This is a genomic window from Deinococcus sp. NW-56 (assembly GCF_002953415.1).
Classification (GTDB): Bacteria; Deinococcota; Deinococci; order Deinococcales; family Deinococcaceae; genus Deinococcus.
Genome location: NZ_CP026516.1, coordinates 2102510 through 2117076, shown reverse-complemented (window position 1 = coordinate 2117076; position 14567 = coordinate 2102510). Strand labels below are relative to the sequence as shown.

Here is a 14567-nt window from a genome sequence, read left to right as displayed (position 1 = left end):
GCCCTTCAAGGCAGGCGGCGCTGCGGGGTCAGGGCGTCGTGCTCGCCCGTCACGTCCTTCGGCGTCTGGTCGACCTGCTGTCCCTTCTCGGCCATGCCGGGGCGGCGTACGGCCTTCTCGCCGCTGAGGTCGTCGGTGTCCTTGGCGCCGCCCTCGGGGCTGCGGTCGGCGGAGGGATGGGACTTGTCGTCACTCATGGGTGGACCTCCCTGGGGTGAAGTGGGTGTGGAAGGCCAGCGTACCCTTCCCGGAGCGGCGTAGGCCTTCACTTCCTCTATACCCGGCCCCTACACCCGGCGCCGCAGCAGCCGCAGGCCCATGAACACCACGAAGACGGTGCCGCCCTCGTGTGCCACCACGCCCAGCGGTAGCGGCACCTGCCCCGCCACCGCGAGCGGCGCGACGATCAGGATCACCCCGAAGGCGAAGGCGAGGTTCAGCCGCACGGTGCGCCGCGCTTCGCGGGCCAGCCGCACCGCGCCCGCCAGACGCCCGAGATCGTTTTGCATCAGCACCACGTCGGCGCTCTCGATCGCCACGTCGGTCCCCGAGGCCACCGCCACCCCGAGGTCGGCGCGGGCCAGCGCGGGCGCGTCGTTGACCCCGTCGCCCACCATCGCCACCGGGCCGGGCAGCTCCCCGATGATCCGCAGCTTGTCCTCGGGCAGCAGTTCGGCGCGGTACTCGCTCAGGCCGACCTCGCCCGCCACAGTGCGGGCCACCTCCTCGCGGTCGCCCGTCAGCATGACCCGGTGCGGGACGCCGCTGGCCGCGAGCCGGTCCAGCGCTTCCCGAATGCCGGGGCGCAGGGCGTCGGCCACGCCCAGCAGGCCCACGACCCGGTCTTCCACTCCCACGACGACCACGCTGCGGCCCGCGGCGGCCAGCTCCTCCAGCGTGGCCCGCTGCGCGGCCGGGAGGCTCGCCCCCTGCCGCTCGGCCAGCCGGAGATTGCCCGCCCAGGCGACCTCGCCCTCCGGGGTGTGGGCGGTGATGCCGTGGCCGGGCACCGCCTGTGCGTTCGTGAGGGCCAGCGGCGCGACCCCGCGGTCCTCCGCGGCGGCCACCACCGCCCGCGCGATGGGGTGCTCGCTGTGCGCTTCCAGTCCGGCGGCCAGGGCCAGGGCCGAGCGCTCGTCGGGGGCGTGAACGTGCGAGAGGGTCATCCTCGCCTGGGTCAGCGTGCCCGTCTTGTCAAAGGCGACCGTTTGCACCCCGGCGAGCGCGTCGAGCGCCGCGCTGCTCTTGAACAGGACTCCGGCGCGGGCGGCAGCAGCCATGGCTGAGAGCATTACGGCGGGCGTCGAGATCACCACCGCGCAGGGGCTGGCGACCACCATGAAGGTCATCGCCCGGTACCACGCGTCATCGGTGGGGAGGCCAAAGCCGTAGTACAGCAGCGCGAACACCAGCGGCACACCCAGCAGTACGGCGGTCGCGTAGGGGCTTTCCCACCGTTCGGTGAGGCTCTCGGCGCGGCTCTTCTGGGTTTGCGCCTCCTCCATCAGTCCGACCAGCCGGGCCAGGGTGCTTTCGCCCGCGGGCCGGATCACCTCGGCCTCCACGCTGCCGTTGAGGTTCACCGTCCCAGAGGCGAGTTCGCCGCCCGGTCCCTTGTCCACCGGCACGCTCTCCCCGGTGATGGGCGACTCGTCCACGCTGGTCTGCCCACGCACCACCCGCGCGTCGGCGGCGATGCGCTCGCCGGGGCGCACCACCAGCAGGTCGCCCACCCGGATCTCGCCCAGCTCGCACCAGCGCTCCCGACCGTCCCGGCGCACGGTCGCCCCCTCCGGGTTGAGGTCCATCAGTGCCTGAACCGCGTTCTTGGTGCGGCCCATCGCCCAGTCCTGAAGGGTGTTGGACAGGCTGAACAGAAAGAGCAGAATCGCCCCGTCCGCCATTTGCCCAATGGAGGCGGCCCCCAGCGCGGCAAGCACCATCAGCAGGTCCACGTCCAGCTTGCGCTCGCGCAGCAGGCTGTGCACCGCCTCGCGCCCGGCGGGAATTCCCCCCGCCAGATACGCCAGCCCGTACCCCATCCAGGCGGCGGTGGGTAGGACCAGCAGGTGCTCACCCGCCAGCCCCACCAGCAGGCCCAGCAACGTCAGGGTAGTCAGCAGGACGGCCGCTCGCAGTTCCGGCGACAGGCGAAAGGGCCGGGGTGAACGCGCAGGCGAGGGGGTCGGCAGGGTCGAGGTGGTCATGGAGCCTCCGGGCAGGAATCGGGCTTAATAGGAATACTTCTCAATAAGCCCAGTCTACTCCTCCGGCGGGTTCGACTCAACGCTCTATTCGGAGCGGAATGCTGAGGAAGCCGGGGCAGGGACTTCGCCCGGCACGGCGGCGAGCGGCAGGTCGTGCTCGCGGGCCACAGCGAGCCAGTGGGCGGTGGGCTGCGAGCGGAAGGTGCCTTCCGGGTCAGGGCCGATCACCTCGCGGAAGCGGGCGGCGAAGTGCGCTTCCAGCGCGGCCACCGCGACCGTGCCGTCGGCAGTGGCATACAGGCGATATGTGGGCGAGGCTCCTGACAGCAGCCCCCCCGGCGCCGTCAACCCGTACCGCAACGGCCCCGCCGCTGCCTGCGCCGCATCGCCAAGGCCCACCACCCGCTCGCGCTCGGGCGACCCACGTTCGCGGCCCAGCAGCAGGGCGAGCGCCGCCGCATACGCCCGCTGCCCGCCCAGCACATCGGCCAGCAGGGTGCGCGGCATGGCGGGCCGGGCGGGGTCAATCAGCCCGGCCTGGGCTACATAGGTCAGGTCGTGCCCCGGCACTTCCGGCGTGCGCGTGTCGCCCACGATCAGGACCCGGCACAGGCGCCCAAAGTCTCGCCCCAGCGTCTCTCCGTTCAGCGCCAGCCGCCCCAGCGCCGAGGGACGGCTGCTTGTAAGCAGGAGGTCAGCCTCCGCCAACAAAGCCCGCATCTCGGCCTGTCCCTCCGCTCCCTTGAGGTCGAGGCGCCGCACTTCCACCCCCCGCGTTAACTCCGCGTACCAGTCCGGCGCCCAGGCCGCGAAGGGGTCACCCCCCGGCGGTTCGATCTTGACTACCCGCGCCCCGTCATCCCGCAGCGCGGCGGCGGCCAGCGGGCCGGGCAGGTTGGGCGCGAGGTTCAGGACCGTGAAGCCGTGCAGAGGGCCGGACATAGGGCATCCTCTCACTCCACTCTGTTGTCCCCATAGGGGTAACGCCGTCCCTGTGCCGGAGACGGGGTGTCCTGGGGGCGCTCCGCCTATGATGGAGGCATCTTTCCCGCGCTCTGCGGGGGCCTGCCGAAAGAGGCGGCCAGAAGGAGACCATTCATGGCGATGAACCTGTTCGGTGCGCGTGACGTGCTCACCACCAAGGCTGGGCAGAAGCTCTATTTCTACGACCTGAACAAGCTTCAGGTGGACGGCGCGGACGTTGCCCGCCTGCCCTTCTCGGTCAAGGTGCTGCTCGAGAGCGTCCTGCGCGAGGCCAACAACTACGACGTGCGCGAGGAGGATGTCCGTGCGGTCGCAGGCTGGAAACCGGTCAACGAGGAGATCGAGATTCCCTTCAAGCCTGCCCGCGTGATCCTTCAGGACTTCACGGGCGTGCCCGCCGTCGTGGACCTCGCCTCCATGCGCGACGCGATGGTCAAGCTCGGCGGTGACCCCAAGCAGATCAACCCGCTGATCCCGGTCGACCTTGTGATCGATCACTCGGTGCAGGTCGACGAGTTCGGCACCGACTTCGCGCTCGCCAACAACATGGCCCTGGAGTTCGAGCGCAACCGCGAGCGCTACGAGTTCCTGCGCTGGGGCCAGCAGGCTTTCGACAACTTCGGCGTGGTGCCGCCGGCGTCGGGCATCATCCACCAGGTTAACCTCGAGTACCTTGCCAAGGGCGTGCAGAGCCGCCCCGAGGATGACGGCGTGGTCGTGTACCCCGACAGCCTCGTGGGCACCGACTCGCACACCACCATGATCAACGGCCTGGGCATCGTGGGCTGGGGCGTGGGCGGCATCGAGGCCGAGGCCGTGATGCTGGGCCAGCCCATCTACATGCTGATGCCCGAGGTGATCGGCTTCAAGATCACGGGCGCGATGCCCGAGGGCGCGACCGCCACCGACCTCGCCCTGCGCGTCACGCAGATGCTGCGCGAGAAGGGCGTGGTGGGCAAGTTCGTCGAGTTCTATGGGGCGGGCCTGAGCAGCATGACGCTGCCCGACCGCGCGACCATCGCCAACATGGCTCCCGAATACGGCGCCACGATGGGCTTTTTCCCGGTGGACGAGGAAGCGCTGCGCTACCTGCGCCGCACCGGTCGCCTGGAAGACGAGATCGAACTCGTCGAGGCGTACTACAAGGCCCAGGGCATGTTCCGCACCGACGAGACGCCCGATCCCGTCTTCACCGACACCATCGAACTCGACCTGTCCACCATCGTGCCCAGCCTCGCCGGGCCGAAGCGCCCGCAGGACCGGGTGGACCTCACCGACATGCACACGGTGTTTGCTGAGGCGCTCACCGCCCCCATCAAGAACCGGGGCTTCGAGTTGGGCCAGGACAAGCTGGACGCGCAGGGGACCATCGGCGGCACCGACATCAAGATCGGGCACGGCGCGGTGACGCTGGCGTCCATCACCTCCTGCACGAACACCTCCAACCCCAGCGTGCTGATCGCCGCGGGTCTCGTCGCCAAGAAGGCCGTCGAGCGCGGCCTCAAGCCCAAGCCCTGGGTCAAGACCAGCCTCGCGCCCGGCTCCAAGGTCGTGACCGAGTACCTCGAAGCCGCCGGGTTGCAGGACTACCTCGACCAGATCGGCTTCAACACGGTCGGGTACGGCTGCATGACCTGCATCGGCAACTCGGGGCCGCTCCCCGAGCCCACCGTGCAGGCCATCGAGGAAGGCAACCTCGTGGTCGCCTCGGTGCTGTCGGGCAACCGCAACTTCGAGGGCCGCGTGAACCCCCACATCAAGGCGAACTACCTCGCCTCGCCGCCCCTCGTTGTGGCCTACGCACTGGCGGGCACGGTCGTGAACGACATCGTGAATGACCCCATCGGCACCGATCCTGACGGCCAGCCCGTCTACCTGCGCGACCTGTGGCCCACGGGCGCCGAGATCCAGCAGATCATGGATCAGGCGATCAACGCCGAGATGTTCAAGCGTGTCTACGACGGCATCGAGAAGAGCAACGAGCAGTGGAACGCGATTCCCGTCGCCGAGGGGGCGCTGTACAACTGGAACCCCGAGTCCACCTACATCCAGAACCCGCCCTTCTTTGAGACGCTGGCGGGCGGCCCGAGCGACATCACCTCCATCGAGGGCGCCCGCGTGCTCGTGAAGGTGGGCGACTCGGTGACCACCGACCACATCAGCCCGGCCGGGTCCTTCAAGTCGGACACCCCGGCGGGTAAGTACCTGCTGGAGCGCGGCATTCAACCCAAGGACTTCAACTCCTACGGCTCGCGCCGGGGCAACGACCGCATCATGACGCGCGGCACCTTCGCCAACATCCGCCTCAAGAACCAGCTCGCGCCCGGCACCGAGGGGGGCTTCACCACGAACTTCCTGACGGGTGAGGTCACCTCGATCTTCGACGCCTCGACCGCTTATAAGGAAGCGGGCGTGCCGCTGCTCGTCTTCGCGGGCAAGGACTACGGCATGGGCTCCAGCCGCGACTGGGCCGCCAAGGGCACCTTCCTGCTGGGCGTGAAGGCCGTCATCGCCGAGAGCTTCGAGCGCATCCACCGCTCCAACCTCGTCGGGATGGGCGTGCTGCCCCTCCAGTACAAGAACGGCGAGACGGCGGACAGCCTCGGCATCCAGGGTGACGAGACCTTCGACCTGATCCTGCCGGGTGACCTCAAGCCCCGTCAGGACGTGACCCTGCGCGTGACCAAGGACGGCCAGAGCCGCGAGGTCATCCTCCAGTGCCGCATCGACACGCCGGTCGAGATCGACTACTACAAGAACGGCGGCATCCTCCAGACCGTGCTGCGCGGCATCCTGGAGCGTGGCCGCAAGGAGGCGAGCGCTCAGGCGTAAGCCGGTTCAGGTCGCAGCAAAGCCCCCACCCGATCACAGGGTGGGGGCTTTCTTGTCGACTGGGCCGCTCTACTCGCCGCGCACCCGCTCCGGTCGGAGGCGTCCCTGCGGCGTCTGAAGGTAGTGGGCCAGCCACGTCACCACGACGAGCAGGTGCAGGGTCAGGAGGCCAAACAGCCCGGTGTCGGGCTGGCTGGCGTGCCCGTAGGCCCCGACCAGCTGGAACAGCACCAGGGTCAGCAGCACCTTGGGGCGGCGGTCGGGAAAACGCAGGTAGGCGTACGTGCCGCCCACAATGCTGAACAGAAGCGGAAAAAGGAGAGCGTTGAGCATCTCTTGACCCATGCCTCATTCTGGATCAGTCCCTCTGACAGGAATTGTGCGTTGGCCGGGGGGTCCTCTGAACCAGCCCCACTGCGGCGAATGAGAAGCATGGGAACACCTCAAGGGCAGCGCAAGGTTGCGTCAACCCCGGGTGAGGAAGGGTGGCTCGCACGCACGGAGCCGACTTTCTAAACTCCCCGGAGGAGGCTCATTCATGGCTCGATTGCAAGGCAACGGCGGGGGCGGTGGGCGCACGGCGCTGCTCATCATTCTGATCCTGCTCATTCTGTTCCTACTCGCGTACTTCCTGTACCTCAAGCCCCAGGGCATCCTCAACCTCGGCTTCTGAGCCGCCCCCTACCCGGAGGACTCGCATGATCAAAGGCAAAGACCTGCTGGGCCGCAACGTCGTGGCCATCAACACCGGCGAGCGCATCGACAGCGTGCGCGACCTCGTCTTCGACCACCAGGCCAATCAGGTGCTGGGACTGCTTGTCGACGAGGGCGGCTGGTTCCGCTCGGCGCGGGTGGTGCCCTTCGAGGCGATCCGCTCGGTCGGCGAGGACGCCATCATGGTGGACAGCGCCGATGCCGTGACCTCCACCCGCGAGGACGGGCGCCTCGCCGAGGTGCTGGACTCCAACATCAGCCTCGTCGGGATGACCCTGCTGACGACCGACGGCCAGAACCTCGGCAAGATCGCCGACGTGTACTTCGACGAGACGACCGGGCGCGTGGAAGGCTACGACGCGACGGGCGGCATCTTCAGCGACCTCACCAGCGGCCGGAGCTTCGTGCCCGCGCCCGAGGACGTGCAGATCGGGCAGGACGCCGCCATCGTGCCGGTCAGCGTGGCGAGCGCCATGCAGGAGCAGGAGCCGGGCGGCCTGAAGGGCGCCTACCAGAGCGCCGCCGAGAGCGTCAAGCAGGGCTACGAGAACATCGCCGACGCCACCAAGGAGCGTCAGAAGGAGTACGTCGTCGGCAAGACGGCGGGCGGCGACATCACCCTGGACGACGGCACCGTGATCGTGCACAAGGGCGAGACCATCACCGCCGAGCAGGCCGACCGCGCCGAGGGCGTGGGCAAGCTGGCCGCGCTCGCGACCGCCGCGACGGGCGGGGTGCTCTCCGAGGCCTACGGCAGCGCCAAGGAGCGCGTGCAGGGCAGCGTGGACGACCTGAAGGGCGCCAGCGCCGAGCGCCAGAAGGACTACGTGATCGGCAAGACCGCCGGCACCGACGTGACGGCGGAAGTGGCCGACGGCGTGCAGGAGGTCATCGTTCACCAGGGCACCGTCATCACGCCCTTCCACGCCGAGCGGGCCGAGCAGGCCGGGCGCCTGCCCGCGCTGGTGGCCGCAGCGGGCGGCGGCAGCCTCACCGAGACGGTGCAGACCTTGACCGGGCGCCGCGAAGCCACCACCGTGGAGGACACCATCGGGCGCCGGGTGCGCAGCGACGTGCGCACGCCCTCGGGCAACCTCCTCGCCGTGCAGGGCCAGATCGTGACGCCCGCCGTGGCCGAGCGTGCCCGGACCCTGGGCCTGGACGCCGCCCTGATCGCCGCGACGGTCGCGCCGCAGTCTGGGGCGGGCGGCACGGGCACCGCCGCCGCCCTGTCCGGCGGCGTGGCGAGCGTCAGTGAGGGCGCGAGCAACTTCCTCGACCGCGCCAAGTCGTGGTTCAGCGACAAGCGCGAGGAGGCCGGAGAAGCCCTGGAGAACCGCCAGCAGCAGCAGATGGAGCAGAAGGTCCGCGACGCGCTGGGCCGCCCGGTCACCCGCGTGATTCTGGCGCCCGACGACACCATCATCCTGAACGTCGGCGAGATCGTGACCCACAAGGCGATCGAGGCCGCGCGGGCCGGGGACGTGCTGGACATCCTGGTCGACAGCGTGAGCAAGGAAGAACCGGTCATCGACCCCCTCGCCGTGCGCCCCCACGAGACGGGCGTGGCCGCGCTCGAAGGCCAAGCGGACCTCGCCGAGCAGCCCCTGGAGGGTGAGGCCCGGTCCGGCATGGACCCGCTGAACCCCAACCCTACCGACCCCACCCGGCGCAACTGAGCCGTTCAAGCTGAGGGCGGACCTCCCGTGCATGGGGGTCCGCCCTCTCCCGTGTGGCCCATCAGTTCCGGAAGATGACTTCCTCGCGGTGGAAGGACCGCAGGGCGAGCAGGCCCAGCAGCAGCGTCCCGACCAGATTGGCCCCGATGGCGGTCAGCGCGTGCCCGGCCGTCAGGTTGCCACGCACCACGTCGAGAATGGACACCATGCTCCCGAAGAGGGGCAGGGCGTAGATGCCGTCGCTCAGGGTCAGGAAGTCGCTGAATTGCAGCAGCACCGCCGGAAAGACGATGGCGAGCGAGAGCGGCGTGACGTAGGTCTGCGCCTCCTTGTACGAGCGGGCGTAGATGCTCAGGGCGATCAGGACGGCGCTGATCAGCAGGGCGGCGCTGATCACCGTGCCCAGCAGCGCGAGCGCTCCCCCCAGCGTCAGTGTGAGCTGCCCGCCGAAGGCCTGGGTGAGTTCGGCGTTCGCCCCATTCCCGTCGAGCAGCGTGCGCGACAGCACGCCGGTCAGCAGAAAGCCGCCCACGCTGAACAGCGCGGTCGTGAGCGCCGTGATCGTCGTGGCGAGCAGCTTCCCGGCCACGACCTCCGAGCGCCGCACGGGCGAGACGAGCAGGCTTTCCAGGGTGCCGCGCTCCTTCTCGCCCGCCGTGGCATCCAGCGCGGTCGCCATCGCCCCCGACAGGATGAAGTTCAGCATCAGCAGCGGAATCAGGAAGGCGAGCTGCCCGCTGCGCCGTTCCTGCTCGGGGCTGGCGTCGATGGGGGAGAGGGTCACGGGCGTCAACGTCTGCGGCCCCAGCCCCAGCCCGCCGAGGCGCTGGACGGCCAGCTCACGGTTGTAGGCCTCCACGGTGGCCTGCACCTTGGCGAAGGCCCCGGTCTGTGCCCGCAGGTTGCCCAGCTTGGCGTAGACCTCCAACTGCCCTGCCCCGTCGCCCGCGCGGGTGGGCAGCGGTGCGGGCGCCCGCAGCGCCGCGTCCACCTCGCCCGACTGCACGGCGGCGCGGGGGTCCTCCACGGGGACGAGTTCGACCCCGGCGCGGATCACGGTGCCGTCGGGGGCCTTCTCGTCGCGGGTGAGGGCCGTGCGGAGGGGCGCGGGCAGGGTGCCCACCACCCCGACCTGCTGGCGCTCCTGCGCCTGCCCGCCGATGAAGCTGCCCAGCAGCAGGGGCAGCCCCAGCGTGAAGAGGGGAATGAGGAGCAGCGGAATCAGGATGGTGCTCGTCAGGGTGCGGCGGTCGCGCAGGGTCGAGAGCAGGTCACGCGAGGCCACCCGCCAGAGATAGTCAGGACGCACGCGCCGCCTCCTGCCCCGTGCCGCGTACCAGCGCGAAAAAGGCCCGTTCCAGCGTGCGCTCGCCCGTCCGCGCGAGGATGTCCGGAATGCCCCCCACCGTGACCAGTTCGCCCTGGTGCAGGATCGCCACCCGGTCGCAGACCTCCTCCGCCTCGCTCATGACGTGGGTGGAGTAGAGGGTCAGTCGCCCCGGCCGCCGCGCCCCCGCCACGAAGTCGAGCAGGGTGCGCCGCGCGAAGATGTCCAGTCCGCTGGCCGCCTCGTCGAGGACCAGCACCTGCGGGTCATGGATCACCGCGCGGGCGATCACCACCTTCTGCTTCATGCCCGTCGAGTACTCGCCCGCGCGGGTGTCGAGGGTCCGCCCCAGGTCCAGCGCCGCGTCCAGCTCCGCGATGCGCGTGTCGGCCTGCGCCCGCGTCATGCCGTAGAAGCCTGCGAAGGAGCGCAGCACCTCGCGCCCCGTCAGGCGGGCGGGCAGGCCCATGCCGCCGTTCACCACGCCGATTACCCGGCGCACCGCCTCCGGCTCGCGCCCCACGTCGTGGCCCGCCACGCTCGCGGTGCCCGCCGTCGGCTGCAAGAGGGTCGCCAGGATGCGCAGCAGGGTCGTCTTGCCTGCCCCGTTGGGGCCGAGCAGCCCAAAGACCTCGCCCTCCCCCGCTGTGAGGCTCACGTCCCGCAGCGCCGTGTGCCGCCCGTAGGTCTTGCTCAGGTTCTGGATGTCCAGCATCGTTCCTCCCACCAGACCCTACGGCACTGGGCAAGAGAACGTTGCCGTCCTCACGTTGTCTGGGTCTTCCCCCGCCCTGTCAAGGAACGCTGGAGGCCCCCCGTGGCCCCTCTCACGGTGGTCTGATGGCGGAGGGGTACGCTGAAGTCCAGAAATCAGGAAGCGGGGAGCCGCCCGGCCCGCCCGCCGTTTGTTGCCCCCAGTTCAACGTCCAATCATCTTGGCTCATGCAGATGAGAGGCTAATCTGTCACAATAGGAAAGTTGCGCCCTGCGCACTTGTACCGAGTCCACGATCTCGACTCATAGCCGGAGGGGCCTGACCGTCCGCTCTGGTTTTCCGGAGGATAGCGCATGTTTAACCCCCCCACCCTCGAAGACCTGCAAGAAACCCGGCGTGCCAATGAAAAGCTCGTCCTGAAGGCGCTGGAAAGCAAGCCTGAATGGGTCGAGACCGAGCTCGCCAAGACCACCGGCCTGGCCCTGTCGCACCTGCGGGCGGCCCTCGCCAGCCTGCTCGACCAGGGCCGGGTGCGCCGCCTGCCCGGCACCGGCACCCGCGCCGTGTATGGCCTGGCCGACCCCGGCCTCGCGGACGTGCCCGCCACGCCCCTGACCGAAGATGCCAAGCGCGTCCGTGATTACCTCGAAGGCCGCGCCGACAGCGCCCTGTACATGAGCGAGCAGCTCCGCATGACCCGTGACGACGTGATGGCGGCCCTGTCGCTGCTGAACGCGCACGGCATGATCACCTGCACCTTCGTGGGCAGCCTCGTGATCTTCCGCCTCAAGGAAGCGCAGGCGCTGGGCCAGGAGCAGGCGGCCCCGGCTCCCGCGACGGGCAAGAAGAAGCAGGTCGCCTGACCTCTCTGTCCTCCCGACCCCTGGGCCTCCCACCGTGGAGGCCTTTTCCTTTGGGGCGGGCCGGGCGGGGCCGGAGCCTCTGTTATGCTGGGCTTCATGAAGCTCGTGCTCGCCGTGATTCAGGATGCCGACGCCGCCGCGCTGATCCGGGTGCTGTCGGAAAACGCCTTCGAGGTCACCAAGCTCGCCAGCACGGGCGGCTTTCTGCGCGAGGGCAACACCACCCTGATGATCGGCGTGCCCGACACGCGCATGGACGAACTCAAGCGCCACGTTCAGCAGACCTGCCGCACCCGTACCCGCCTCGTCACCCCCGGCGTGCCGATGGGCGAGGGCGGCGAGGGCATGGCGTCCGACCCGGTGGAGGTCGCGGTGGGCGGCGCGGTGATGTTCGTGCTGGGCGTGCAGGAGTTCGTGAAGGTCTGACGGCCCGGCGCTGAGTTTGAACCCTTGAAGGGGCGAGGTTCAGGGGGTGTTGCTGCCCTCAATCTCGCCCCCTTCGAGTGGTCCCTACTTCGTGTCGTACCAGTTCGGCCCCGCACCGACCTCGACCGCCAGCGGCACGCTGAGTTGCGCGGCGCCCTCCATCACCTCGCGGGTGAGTTGCGCCACCTCCTCGGCACGGTGCTCGGGCGCCTCGATCAGCAGTTCGTCGTGGACCTGCAGCAGCAGCCGGGCGCCCAGCGCCTCCAGCTCGCGGTCGAGCCGCACCATCGCCAGCTTGATGATGTCGGCGGCGGTGCCCTGAATGGGCATGTTGTAGGCCAGCCGCTCGCCCGCCTCGCGCAGGGTTCGGTTGGAGGCCTTCAGCTCCGGCACGTAGCGGCGGCGGCCGTACAGCGTCTCGACGTACCCGTGCTCGCGGCCGAACTCCAGCGTGCGGTCGATGTAGCGCCGGATGCCGGGGTAGGTGCTGAAGTACACCTCGATAAAGGAGGCGGCCTCGGCGTAGGGGATGCCGAGATCGTTGCTCAGCCGGTGGGCGCTCATGCCGTACAGCACGCCGAAGTTGACCGTCTTGGCGGCGCGGCGCTGGTTGGGCGTGACGGTCGCCTCGTCCAGTCCCAGCACCTGCGCGGCGGTGCGGCGGTGGATGTCGGCCCCTTCCTGAAAGGCCTGCTGCATCAGGCGGTCTTCGGCGATGTGCGCGAGCAGCCGCAGCTCGATCTGCGAGTAGTCGGCGCTGATCAGCACGAAGCCGTCGTCCGCGATAAAGCCCTTGCGAATCTCGCGGCCGAGTTCCGAGCGGATGGGGATGTTCTGGAGGTTGGGGTTGAGGCTGCTCAGGCGCCCGGTCGCCACCGCCGTCTGCGCGAAGGTGGTGTGCAGCCGCCCGGTCTGTGGGTTAACGAGGTTGGGGAGGGGGTCGAGGTAGGTGCCGCGCAGCTTTTCTAACTCGCGGTATTCGAGCAGCGCGGGGATGATGGGGTGCTCGTCGCGCAGGGGCTCCAGCGCCGAGACTGCCGTGCTCCGCTTGCCCGTCAGCTTGGTCTTCTTGCCGCTGGCGAGGCCGAGTTCGTCGTACAGCACGGTTTCCAGTTGGTCGCGGCTGCGGATGGGAAACTCGCGGCCCGCGTGCCCGTGAATCTCGGCCTCCAGGGTGGCGAGGCGCTCGGCCGTGGCGATGGACAGTCCGCGCAGGTAGGCGCTGTCGAGCCGCACCCCGCGCACCTCCATCCGGGCGAGGACCGCCGAGAGGGGGAGTTCCATCTCCGCGTAGAGCTTGCGGCGGGGTTCGTCGAGCTGGGGCGGAAGGTCGGCCATCAGGCGGTGGGTGATCGCCGCGCGGGTGGCCGCGTCGTCGGGCCAGGACAGGCGCAGGTAGCGCTCGGCCACCGTGGGCATGTTCGTGTTCGCGGGGTCGAGCAGGTAGGCGACGAGGAGGGGGTCGTCCCCCGGCTCCACCACCGTGCCGCGCACGCTGAGGTGCGCCGCGAGCGCCTTGGCCCCCGCCGCCCGCACCGACCGCTGCCCGATGAACTCGGCGTCGGAGACGGTGGGGGGATAAAGGGCCGCTAGGCGCTGCGAGGCTTTCTCGGCGGCGCGGGCGGCCTTTTCCAGCGCCTTCTGCTCCGCCTTGGTCCGGGGCGCTTCCGGGAGCAGCGCGGGCTCGGCGGGCGCCTCCGCTGCGGGCAGCGCACCGGGCGGGGGGGTGCGTTCCTCGGTCGGCGCGACGCGGGCGACCTCGCCGTCGAAGGTGGCCGCCCCGATCAGATCGGCGGTGAGGTCGTCCTCGCGCGAGAGCACGTAGCCCCAGGTCACGTCCGGCCCCGGCGTGCGCCACGGCTCGGTCTGGGGTGGGGTGAAGGTCCCGGCTTCGGGGGCGGTGGCCGCTGCCACGAGCGAGTCCGCCTCCTTCTGCCCCAGCGCGAGCACCTCCCGCTTGAGGGACACCAGCTCCAGCTCGTCGAGTAGCTCCATCAGGCGGTCGGGGTTGCCCGGACCGCGCGGCGCCCCGAGGTCCACCCGCAGGGGCAGGTCGGTCACCATTCGCGAGAGGTCGCGGCTGAACAGCACGTCCTTTTCCGAGGCGAGCAGCTTTTCGCGGGTCCCCTTGGGTTCCAGCGTGCCCGCGCGGGCGGCCTCCAGCGCGGCGTCGAGGGTGCCGTACTCCTGCAGGATCTTGGCGGCAGTCTTGGGGCCGATTCCCTTGGCGCCGGGGATGTTGTCGCTGGCGTCCCCGGTCAGCGCCCGGTAATCCACCCACTGCCGCACAGTGACCCCGTACTTGTCCAGCACCTCCTGCGGCCCGATCAGCGAGAAGTCGTTGGCGATCACGCGCACGTGGTCGTCGAGGAGTTGGTAGGCGTCGCGGTCGGAAGTCACGATCCGCACCTGAAAGCCCCGGCCTTCCGCCATGCGGGTCACCGAGCCGATCACGTCGTCGGCCTCGTAGCCGAGTTCCTCCAGCCGGGGCCAGCCCAGCGCGTCCACGATCTCGCGCAGGCGGCGAATCTGGCCGGGCAGGTCGGAGGGGGTCTGGGCGCGGCCCGACTTGTAGCCGTCGTACTGCTCGTGCCGGAAGCTTCCGCCGGGCGGGTCGAACACCACGATGATCTGGTTGCTGGCCTGCCGCGCGAGCCGCAGCGTCTGGCGCAGGAAGCCCAGGATCGCGTGCGTCGCTTCCCCCTTGCTGCTACTCAGGGGCGGCAGCGCGAAGTAGGAGCGGAACGCCAGCGCGTGTCCGTCGATGAGCACGAGCGTGTCGGGCGAGGGGGGGGTCATGCGGGCATTCTAGGGGCGCCG

The 14567-nt window shown here is 69.7% G+C and carries 12 protein-coding genes; 5 read left to right on the top strand and 7 right to left on the bottom strand.

The window, feature by feature from the left end:
• Positions 1-5: 5 nt before the first annotated feature.
• The 3 genes from C3K08_RS10670 to C3K08_RS10660 form a co-directional block, all read right to left on the bottom strand.
• Positions 6-197, bottom strand: coding sequence for a hypothetical protein (locus tag C3K08_RS10670; protein WP_104991289.1), 192 nt, complete (start codon positions 195-197; stop codon positions 6-8).
• A gap of 90 nt (positions 198-287) precedes the next feature.
• Positions 288-2207, bottom strand: coding sequence for a heavy metal translocating P-type ATPase (locus C3K08_RS10665; protein WP_104991288.1), 1920 nt, complete (start codon positions 2205-2207; stop codon positions 288-290).
• Positions 2208-2291: 84 nt separating this feature from the next.
• Positions 2292-3149, bottom strand: coding sequence for a CoA transferase (locus C3K08_RS10660; RefSeq protein WP_104991287.1), 858 nt, complete (start codon positions 3147-3149; stop codon positions 2292-2294).
• A gap of 156 nt (positions 3150-3305) precedes the next feature.
• Here C3K08_RS10660 and acnA point away from each other — a divergent pair, with 156 nt between their 5' ends.
• Positions 3306-6023, top strand: a complete 2718-nt coding sequence (gene acnA, locus C3K08_RS10655; RefSeq protein ID WP_104991286.1) for an aconitate hydratase AcnA — start codon at positions 3306-3308, stop codon at positions 6021-6023.
• A 69-nt stretch (positions 6024-6092) separates the two neighbouring features.
• Here acnA and C3K08_RS10650 read toward each other — a convergent pair whose 3' ends face one another.
• Positions 6093-6368 carry a hypothetical protein gene (locus tag C3K08_RS10650; protein WP_104991285.1) on the bottom strand — a complete coding sequence of 92 codons (276 nt, stop codon included), beginning with the start codon at positions 6366-6368 and terminating at the stop codon, positions 6093-6095.
• A gap of 193 nt (positions 6369-6561) precedes the next feature.
• On the opposite strand from C3K08_RS10650, the gene C3K08_RS18740 reads away from it, so the two are divergent.
• Complete coding sequence (locus tag C3K08_RS18740; protein ID WP_255411729.1) at positions 6562-6696, top strand: hypothetical protein; 135 nt, start codon at positions 6562-6564, stop codon at positions 6694-6696.
• Positions 6697-6721: 25 nt separating this feature from the next.
• Positions 6722-8416, top strand: a complete 1695-nt coding sequence (locus C3K08_RS10645; protein WP_104991284.1) for a PRC-barrel domain-containing protein — start codon at positions 6722-6724, stop codon at positions 8414-8416.
• Between the two features lie 61 nt (positions 8417-8477).
• Here C3K08_RS10645 and C3K08_RS10640 read toward each other — a convergent pair whose 3' ends face one another.
• Together C3K08_RS10640 and C3K08_RS10635 are read right to left on the bottom strand one after the other, a co-directional pair.
• Positions 8478-9725, bottom strand: coding sequence for an ABC transporter permease (locus C3K08_RS10640; RefSeq protein ID WP_104991283.1), 1248 nt, complete (start codon positions 9723-9725; stop codon positions 8478-8480).
• Positions 9715-10458, bottom strand: coding sequence for an ATP-binding cassette domain-containing protein (locus C3K08_RS10635; protein WP_104991282.1), 744 nt, complete (start codon positions 10456-10458; stop codon positions 9715-9717). Before C3K08_RS10635 ends, C3K08_RS10640 begins: the two co-directional genes overlap by 11 nt.
• Before the next feature lie 353 nt (positions 10459-10811).
• On the opposite strand from C3K08_RS10635, the gene C3K08_RS10630 reads away from it, so the two are divergent.
• Both C3K08_RS10630 and C3K08_RS10625 read left to right on the top strand, forming a co-directional pair.
• The gene (locus C3K08_RS10630) at positions 10812-11321 is read left to right on the top strand and encodes a transcriptional regulator (RefSeq protein ID WP_104991281.1); all 510 of its coding nucleotides are present in this window, start codon (positions 10812-10814) and stop codon (positions 11319-11321) included.
• Positions 11322-11417: 96 nt separating this feature from the next.
• On the top strand, positions 11418-11747 hold the full coding sequence (locus C3K08_RS10625; RefSeq protein WP_104992031.1) for a cyclic-di-AMP receptor: 330 nt from the start codon (positions 11418-11420) through the stop codon (positions 11745-11747).
• A gap of 84 nt (positions 11748-11831) precedes the next feature.
• On the opposite strand, the gene polA is transcribed toward C3K08_RS10625, so the two are convergent.
• Positions 11832-14546, bottom strand: a complete 2715-nt coding sequence (gene polA / locus C3K08_RS10620; RefSeq protein WP_104991280.1) for a DNA polymerase I — start codon at positions 14544-14546, stop codon at positions 11832-11834.
• Between the last annotated feature and the right edge of the window lie 21 nt (positions 14547-14567).

Excerpts from the sequence above, each read along its gene's own strand:
- C3K08_RS10670 (WP_104991289.1), bottom strand. The coding sequence starts at position 197 with ATGAGTGACGACAAGTCCCATCCCTCCGCCGACCGCAGCCCCGAGGGC.
- C3K08_RS10665 (WP_104991288.1), bottom strand. The coding sequence starts at position 2,207 with ATGACCACCTCGACCCTGCCGACCCCCTCGCCTGCGCGTTCACCCCGG.
- C3K08_RS10660 (WP_104991287.1), bottom strand. The coding sequence starts at position 3,149 with ATGTCCGGCCCTCTGCACGGCTTCACGGTCCTGAACCTCGCGCCCAAC.
- acnA (WP_104991286.1), top strand. The coding sequence starts at position 3,306 with ATGGCGATGAACCTGTTCGGTGCGCGTGACGTGCTCACCACCAAGGCT.
- C3K08_RS10650 (WP_104991285.1), bottom strand. The coding sequence starts at position 6,368 with ATGGGTCAAGAGATGCTCAACGCTCTCCTTTTTCCGCTTCTGTTCAGC.
- C3K08_RS18740 (WP_255411729.1), top strand. The coding sequence starts at position 6,562 with ATGGCTCGATTGCAAGGCAACGGCGGGGGCGGTGGGCGCACGGCGCTG.
- C3K08_RS10645 (WP_104991284.1), top strand. The coding sequence starts at position 6,722 with ATGATCAAAGGCAAAGACCTGCTGGGCCGCAACGTCGTGGCCATCAAC.
- C3K08_RS10635 (WP_104991282.1), bottom strand. The coding sequence starts at position 10,458 with ATGCTGGACATCCAGAACCTGAGCAAGACCTACGGGCGGCACACGGCG.
- C3K08_RS10630 (WP_104991281.1), top strand. The coding sequence starts at position 10,812 with ATGTTTAACCCCCCCACCCTCGAAGACCTGCAAGAAACCCGGCGTGCC.
- C3K08_RS10625 (WP_104992031.1), top strand. The coding sequence starts at position 11,418 with ATGAAGCTCGTGCTCGCCGTGATTCAGGATGCCGACGCCGCCGCGCTG.
- polA (WP_104991280.1), bottom strand. The coding sequence starts at position 14,546 with ATGACCCCCCCCTCGCCCGACACGCTCGTGCTCATCGACGGACACGCG.